A 7,005-nucleotide genomic window follows, 5' to 3' on the forward strand; every position below is an offset into this window, starting at 1 on the left:
CGCGAGATTTACCTAAAGCAGCGAGGACAAGAACTCTTTGGTGCGCGGCTGCTGTGGATTCTCGAGCACTTCAGCCGGGGTACCGGACTCTAGGACTACGCCGCCATCCATGAAGAAGATTTTATCGGCGACCTCGCGCGCAAAGCCCATCTCGTGAGTAACCACGAGCATGGTCATGCCCTGGGCCGCGAGATCCTTCATGACGCGTAGGACCTCTCCGACGAGCTCGGGATCGAGGGCGGAGGTGGGTTCATCGAAAAGCATGAGCTTGGGATCCATCGCCACGGCGCGGGCGATGGCAACGCGTTGTTGCTGGCCGCCTGAAAGCTGAACCGGGAAGTTATCGGCCTTGGAAGCAAGTCCCACCTCGTCTAGGAGCTCCATGGCACGCTTCCGCGCCTTATCCTCCGGCACCTTCTTGACCTGCATCGGTGCTTCGATGATGTTTTCAATCACCGTGCGGTGGGGGAAGAGGTTGAAAGATTGGAATACCATGCCGATATCGGAGCGCTGCTGCGCAGCTTGCTTCTCGCTAATTTCGTACAGAATTCCGTTCTTTTCGCGGTAGCCAATGAGTTCACCATCGACATAAAGGCGGCCTGCCGTGGCCTTATCCAGGTGGTTAACGCAGCGCAGGAATGTTGACTTACCGGAACCAGATGGGCCCAATAGGCAGGCAACCTCGCCGGGCTGGACCTCTAAGTCGATGCCCTTGAGCACCTCGAATTGACCGAAGGATTTGTGCACATTTTGCGCGGAGATCATGGGAATAGTCATTAGTTTTTACCCTCCTGGATTACGGAGACGTTGCGGGGGATAGTACCTTCGGCATCGGCAAGCGCGGCAAGTTGGCGCCCGGTGAGCTCGCGGGTGGCGCCGCGCTCAAAGTGGCGCTCGAGGAAGTACTGGCCCACCATGAGCAGGGAAGTAATGACCAAGTACCACGAGGCGGCGACCATCAAGAGCGGAATGGGCTGGAAGAGGGCTGCGGAAATGTCCGTAGCGCGGCCGAAGATCTCGTGGGTATAGGGGATGGCAACCACCAGTGACGAGGTCTTGAGCAAGGAAATGAACTCATTGCCTGTCGGCGGGATGATAATGCGCATCGCCTGCGGCAACACGGTGCGCCGCATGGTCATCCACCAAGACATGCCGAGGGCCTTGGATGCTTCTTTTTGGCCTTCTGGCACCGAGGAAATGCCCGATCGCACGATTTCTGCCATATAGGCGGCCTCATTGAGGCCCAAGCCCATGACAGCCAAGAAGAAGGCATTGGTCAACACGCTTTGCAGGGAGATCTCTGTAAAGCCCAAGTTGATGGACTGGTAAATCGCAGAAAGCAAGCCCCAGAAGACCAGCTGGACATAAATCGGGGTGCCGCGAAAGATCCACAGAAAGATCCAGGAAATGGCGCGCAGGATAGGGTTGGGCGACATGCGCATCACTGCGAGGATGGCGCCGCCTACCACACCAATGATCATGGACAAGATGGTGATCGCAATCGTGTGCAGGGAGGCGATGGCGATGCGCTGATCAAAGAGATACTGGAAGTACGTATCCCACCCGAAGGCGTCATTGCGTGCGGAGGCAATGACAAACCACAGACCAAGAATGAGCAGCACGGCCGCGCAGAGCCACCGCCAGGGGTGGCGCAGTGGCCGGGCTTCGATCTTGGCGGGTGCCTCTTGCTGTGCCGTGGGGCCGGCTGCCTCTTTGTGCTCGTTAACCATTGATGGGCCTTTCATTAATCATCGCCTGGTCTATTAATCCATCTTCAATTCCCCAGCGGGCCAAGATCTCCGCGTACTCACCGGTATCGATGAGGTGCTGGAGGGCAGCGGCTGAGGCTTTGGCCAAGTCCGAGTCCTTTGGAACCGCGAACCCGTAAGGGGAGGCCTGGAACATATCGCCCACAGCTCGCATCTTTCCCTCGGAACGATTGACCGCCCAAGCGGTCACCGGCGAATCCGCGGACAGGGCATCGGCGCGGCCCATAAGGACGGCGAGCGCGGCATTATCCCCGGTGTCATAGGACAAGACGGTGAGATCGCCATCGCAGGCTTCTTGCTTGGGGCGCACATCGTCGGTCTCGGACACGGTGGTGCGCTGCACGGCGACGGTCAGACCGCAAGGGTTTTGGGGGTCGACCTTATTGGGGCCATCGACAAGCTCTGCCCACTGGATGCCCGCATAGAGGTGGTCCACGAAGTCGAACTCATCGCGGCGGTCGGCCGTATCCGTAAACCCGGAGGCGCCCATGTCTATCTGACCGGATTGCACAGCCGGCAGGATCATGGAGAAGTCTTGCTCCTGGGCCTGGAATTTCAGGCCCAGCACCCCTGCGACGGCGCGGGCAAGGTCGAGCTCTACGCCTTGCAGATTGCCATGGGAGTCCTTGAGCTGAAACGGGGCATAGGGCGGGTTCGTCCCTGCCGTGAGCACGCCGTCATCGTCGTGGTACATCGCGGCGATCTCTGGGACCTCGGTGGTTTTTGGTTCCTCCCAACCCTGCGGAGTGGAATCCTCCTCGTTGACCACGCACGCGCTCAAGGGGAGTGCGCACGCCACCACGGCGGCCGTTAGTGGTCGATGATTAATCGCCCAGGGCATTAATACTCCGCCGTCCTTTCCTCGATGGCTTGCGCGTTTCTGCGGTCGACGTAGATGAAGATGGACACGATAATGGCACCGAGGATGAAGTACCCAATGATGGCGCCCGAAGAGGCGTCCTGGTCTGCACCCCACGGCCATAGGGCGCGCAGGGATCCCAGCATGAAGCCCGCCATGGCGGCCAGGGTGGGCGCGCGGTGGGTGCTCAGCAAATAGTTGAGCAATTTGATGAAGGCGGCGAGACCACACAGGGCACCCAGCGCAAAAACGCCCATGGTGCCTAACTCGCGGTCCGATACCGCGCCGATGATCGGCTGGTATAGCCCCATGGTCAGCAAGATGAGCGAGCCGGAAATGCCCGGCAGGATTAGCGCGCATACAGCAATCGCCGCGGCAAAGAAGACCACGATGAGGCTCGGATCATCTTGCGGCTCGGAGGTAAAGCCCGTGACGATGAAAATTACGATGGTAGCTACGATAAACGCGATGATGGAGGAGGGGGCGGTGCGCTCTGCCTTGGACAACATGGAAAGCGGAACGATGATGGAGACGACCACCATGCCTAAAAAGAGGGCGCTGGAGGTAGAGACGTTGTTGTCGACGAAGTTGGACAGGAGGGTGGAAAAGCCGAAGACGGCGATGAACATGCCGACGGCGACGGAGGCTAGAAAAGACCACTCGACCTTTTTAAAGTTGCCGGAGATGAGGTCGTTTGCATTGCGGACGGCGCGCTCATAAATCCCCACGATGAGGGCGACGGTTCCGCCGGAGATGCCGGGAACCAGTTCGGCCATACCGATGAGGGCGCCACGAATGGCATTCAAAATATACTGCATAAATTAAAAATCTACCTGGGTATAAGACATGACTGCGGTTGACGAGCCACTCGGGGTGCCAAAAAGCTCGTTGCTCAAGACCGAACGGCGTGATGGAACACCGCCCGTGGTGGCTTAATCCTGCATATCTTTCATTACTTTAACGGTTATCTACCTTATATGAGATGGGCTGCTGCTTAAAGTCTCGAGGTAAGAAGGTATTATTTTGCAGCGATCTTGCTTCTCGGGCGTTGTGTAAATATGCAATTTGCGGAAGGATATACGTAGAATCGAAGCAGGAAGATAAACAAGGTGGCATGACGAAACCCGCTTCCTCCGTGGATATTTATCCGGAAGGAAGCGGGGTTAAAATGTGCCCCTGGTGAGACTCGAACTCACACCAACTAACGTAATGTAAGGGTCTGACCAGGGAGTAATTTATGTTGCCACGTTTTGCGACAACGATTTGACAACGCCAATACCCAAAAATCTCACAAAACCAATACTGATAAAAACATCCAAAGTTAGAAAGGAACCCCATTGCGGCAAAAAGTAGCAAAGGACCTGACCCCTGTTTGGTAGACACCTGATATCCAGCCCGGTTGGGTTGGGAAGAAAGGTAATCTACCACCATGCCTAGGTACTCCGAACAGTTCAAACGTGATGCTGTGGCCCTCTACGAAAATAATGAGGACCTCTCACTTCACGTGGCTTCAGCAGAGCTTGGAGTCAATCGTTCCTCACTTTATTCTTGGATCAAGCAGTACGGCACCGGCAAACGTGCCCGCACGAAGACCCTGCGTGACAAGGCCCAGGCGACGACTGATTCCGAACGGATCCGCCAGCTAGAAAAAGAAGTCTCTAAGCTGCGCGAAGAACGCGATATCCTGCGCAAGGCCGCGAAATATTTTGCCGAAGAGACACGCTGGTAATCCGCTTCCAGTTTGTCTATGACCACCGAACCGAGTACTCGGTCAAGCGGATGTGCCACGTGTTAAAGCTCAATCGATCCTCGTTCTACAAATGGCTCAACACCCGCGAAAATCGCAGGTTAAAGACGTGTTCCGATGCTCTTATTGGTGCAAGAATTAAGACCATTTTTGATGATGAGCACGGGCTTTATGGTGCTAAACGCATCGCTGCAAGCCTCAACAACGATTCGGGCATTCGCCCGATCAATCACAAGAAGGTCGCACGCATCATGAAATCCATGGGGCCTAACGGCTTTTCGAAACAGCGTCGATGCATCACCACTCGGCGCAAGCCTGGCCACCGCGTCATGCCAGATTTAGTAGGCCGCAAATTCAGCGCTGACAGGCCGAACCACGTGTACGTAGGCGACATTACGTACCTGCCGTGTAAGGGCGGCAAGAATATGTACCTAGCTACGGTCATCGACGTCTACTCGCGCAAACTCGTTGGCCATGCTCTGGCCGATCACATGCGGGTATCGCTGGTTATCGAAGCTTTGTCCCATGCCAGGAAAGTCCGCGGAAGCCTTACAGGGGCAATTTTCCATTCTGATCACGGCAGTGTGTACACCTCACAGGCATTTAGGGACCACTGCGCCCATCTTGGTGTGCGCCAGTCCATGGGAGCAGTGGGTACAAGTGCCGATAATGCCCTGGCAGAATCCTTTAATGCCGCCTTAAAGCGTGAAGTTTTGCGTGATCGGAAAGTCTTTGACAATCCCATTGTCTGCCGCCAAGAAGTCTTCCGGTGGTGCATACGCTACAACACGCGCAGACGACACTTTTGGTGTAACCTTCAAGCCCCCGACGACTTCGAAGCACTCACATCGGCTACACTGACCCAAGCAGCATAGCTAACCCCCGACGTGTCTACTTTCCGGGGGTCAGGCCCCGTAGTTCGGGATGGTGGAAGGTGAACAGATATATAAGATCACATAAAGGTACCGTAACAATAATGATTATCGGTTATATTGGAGCTTTGGGTGTGGTGCACTAGCCGAGTCCATCAAGATTCGAGAAAGGCTTAAATATGAAGGCTTTGGGTGTAGTAGCACTACTATCGATTGGCGTCACGGCGAATGCTTTGGCAGCATCGCCAGCACATGCCACACCAGCAGAAACTGACTCTTACGAGCGCATCGCTCAGACGACGATTGAACTGCGTGAGAAAGAGCACATTGATCCGAAGGCTGAGACTCCAGACCATATCGTACAGCAAGTTTTAAATGAATCCGGCTCTGCAGGGGATAAAACAGGCCTTTGAGACTCCGGCGACAATTATGGAACCAACATCGGTAGGCATGAAGCGGCAGCCTGCGCGACCAATCCTTATGATTGTAAGCGCGCGAAATCAGCAATCAAGGACGCGGAACGTATTTCCTCGCAAACGTTTCCAAACAAAGTAACGAACGATAACATTCAGGACGCTGATAGGCATTGTGTATGGCGGGCGCTGACAACGATCCGGGCTAACGCAGATTTTGCACGAAAAATTGGCGATGCCCACGAAACAGACCATCCTGGTTCTCCTGAAGCTGGGCACATGGATCAAACAAACAATGCCATTGGTCGAGACATTGGATTGCGACACGAAGGAGATGAAGCGGGCGCCATCAATGAATGTCATGCGCAGGCTAAAAACGGTGGTCTGATCAAGATAACTGATTGGTAAGGAATTTGTTGTGAAAGAAAGAACGATCATTCCGGGAATACTTTTTGGAATTGTCGTGGGCGTCGCAACCCTTTACGGCGGAGTGGTCCTGTCCACATGGCTTCCAATACCTTTCGTCTTCTATGGGCTACCTCTACCTTCATTGGTGGTGTGGGGTGTATTAGCCATGTCTGTCTACATGTTGAAAAAGGGTCGGCTTAGCGACCGATCATGGCGTGCTTTTGCCTTCACATTCGCTGCGGCTTTCGTCGTATCAGCGTTCTTATGGGTGAGCACCATTTCTGGCTATGGAAACTTCGCATAGCCTATAGATATGGAACCGCTGTAAGGCCAATTACAGTTAGTCCCTCTAGATTGAAGTCTAGAGGGACTAACTGTAACCGCAGAAGAACCTATTTCCACTTAAGTTTCTGCGTATTTTGGAACTGCTAAGGACTCTCTAACGCTTTCCATTCGTTCCAGAGCCATTGCCAGAGTAACCATTAAACTGGACCGAATACCGCGACCATGCTCACGCCGAGGCTAAGCTAGAGCAAGCTGATGTACCAAGTAGACGCATCGACGACGTGTTGCCAAATGAAGTGTCCCAGGTTTTGTTCCGTTTGAGTAGATGGGAAAATCTGGAACATGTCAAGAAAATTTGACCAGGATGCAAAGGACCGTGTGGTCCGTTTTGTAGAGGACCGCATCGTGGCGGAAAATATGTCAATGCACCCCGCGTGCCAGGCAGTAGCTGCAAAGTTGGGGGTTTCATGGCACACGGCTCGTCAATGGACTTAAGCCTGCTCGTCGTGCGGGAAACACCCCAGAACCTGTTCCTGAAGATGTGGCCGCCGAAAACGCGAGGTTACGCCGTGAAATGACGCGGGCTTGTTTTAGGGACCGGTAAGGCGGTACCAGGTACCGGGGTGGCGGTAGCCGCCCGGTAGCCGGTTTT

The 7,005-nt window shown here is 54.5% G+C and carries 7 protein-coding genes and 1 pseudogene; 4 read left to right on the top strand and 4 right to left on the bottom strand.

The window, feature by feature from the left end:
• Positions 1 to 12: 12 nt before the first annotated feature.
• Genes QP908_RS02470 through QP908_RS02485 form a run of 4 tightly spaced genes read right to left on the bottom strand, consistent with a single transcriptional unit; the run spans position 13 to position 3,446 of the window.
• Entirely contained in the window at positions 13 to 777 is a 765-nt protein-coding gene (locus QP908_RS02470; protein ID WP_284771573.1) for an amino acid ABC transporter ATP-binding protein, read from the bottom strand.
• Positions 777 to 1,730, bottom strand: a complete 954-nt coding sequence (locus tag QP908_RS02475) for an amino acid ABC transporter permease (protein WP_284771574.1) — start codon at positions 1,728 to 1,730, stop codon at positions 777 to 779. Before QP908_RS02475 ends, QP908_RS02470 begins: the two co-directional genes overlap by 1 nt.
• Positions 1,723 to 2,610 carry an ABC transporter substrate-binding protein gene (locus tag QP908_RS02480; RefSeq protein WP_284771575.1) on the bottom strand — a complete coding sequence of 296 codons (888 nt, stop codon included), beginning with the start codon at positions 2,608 to 2,610 and terminating at the stop codon, positions 1,723 to 1,725. The genes QP908_RS02475 and QP908_RS02480 overlap by 8 nt, the downstream gene beginning before the upstream one ends.
• Complete coding sequence (locus QP908_RS02485; protein WP_284771576.1) at positions 2,610 to 3,446, bottom strand: DUF368 domain-containing protein; 837 nt, start codon at positions 3,444 to 3,446, stop codon at positions 2,610 to 2,612. The genes QP908_RS02480 and QP908_RS02485 overlap by 1 nt, the downstream gene beginning before the upstream one ends.
• 611 nt (positions 3,447 to 4,057) lie before the next feature.
• On the opposite strand from QP908_RS02485, the gene QP908_RS02490 reads away from it, so the two are divergent.
• From QP908_RS02490 to QP908_RS02500, 4 genes and pseudogenes are all read left to right on the top strand, one after another.
• Positions 4,058 to 5,250 (top strand): IS3 family transposase gene (locus tag QP908_RS02490; protein ID WP_502868856.1). Its coding sequence is split into 2 segments (ribosomal slippage): positions 4,058 to 4,340 and positions 4,340 to 5,250, totalling 1,194 coding nucleotides; the frame shifts between segments, so codons are not numbered across the junction.
• A gap of 176 nt (positions 5,251 to 5,426) precedes the next feature.
• Positions 5,427 to 5,660, top strand: a complete 234-nt coding sequence (locus QP908_RS02495) for a hypothetical protein (protein ID WP_284771578.1) — start codon at positions 5,427 to 5,429, stop codon at positions 5,658 to 5,660.
• 27 nt (positions 5,661 to 5,687) lie between these two features.
• Positions 5,688 to 6,068: a DUF6973 domain-containing protein gene (locus tag QP908_RS11875; RefSeq protein ID WP_502868858.1), complete on the top strand. Its 381-nt coding sequence runs from the start codon at positions 5,688 to 5,690 to the stop codon at positions 6,066 to 6,068.
• 581 nt (positions 6,069 to 6,649) lie between these two features.
• Positions 6,650 to 6,848: pseudogene (locus QP908_RS02500) on the top strand (hypothetical protein).
• Positions 6,849 to 7,005 lie beyond the last annotated feature (157 nt).

The organism is Corynebacterium sp. MSK204, from assembly GCF_030229885.1.
In the GTDB taxonomy this organism is placed as follows: Bacteria; Actinomycetota; Actinomycetes; order Mycobacteriales; family Mycobacteriaceae; genus Corynebacterium.

Bases quoted from the DNA above. Each gene is read 5' to 3' on its own strand.
- QP908_RS02470 (WP_284771573.1), bottom strand. From the start codon at position 777: ATGACTATTCCCATGATCTCCGCGCAAAATGTGCACAAATCCTTCGGT.
- QP908_RS02475 (WP_284771574.1), bottom strand. From the start codon at position 1,730: ATGGTTAACGAGCACAAAGAGGCAGCCGGCCCCACGGCACAGCAAGAG.
- QP908_RS02480 (WP_284771575.1), bottom strand. From the start codon at position 2,610: ATGCCCTGGGCGATTAATCATCGACCACTAACGGCCGCCGTGGTGGCG.
- QP908_RS02485 (WP_284771576.1), bottom strand. From the start codon at position 3,446: ATGCAGTATATTTTGAATGCCATTCGTGGCGCCCTCATCGGTATGGCC.
- QP908_RS02495 (WP_284771578.1), top strand. From the start codon at position 5,427: ATGAAGGCTTTGGGTGTAGTAGCACTACTATCGATTGGCGTCACGGCG.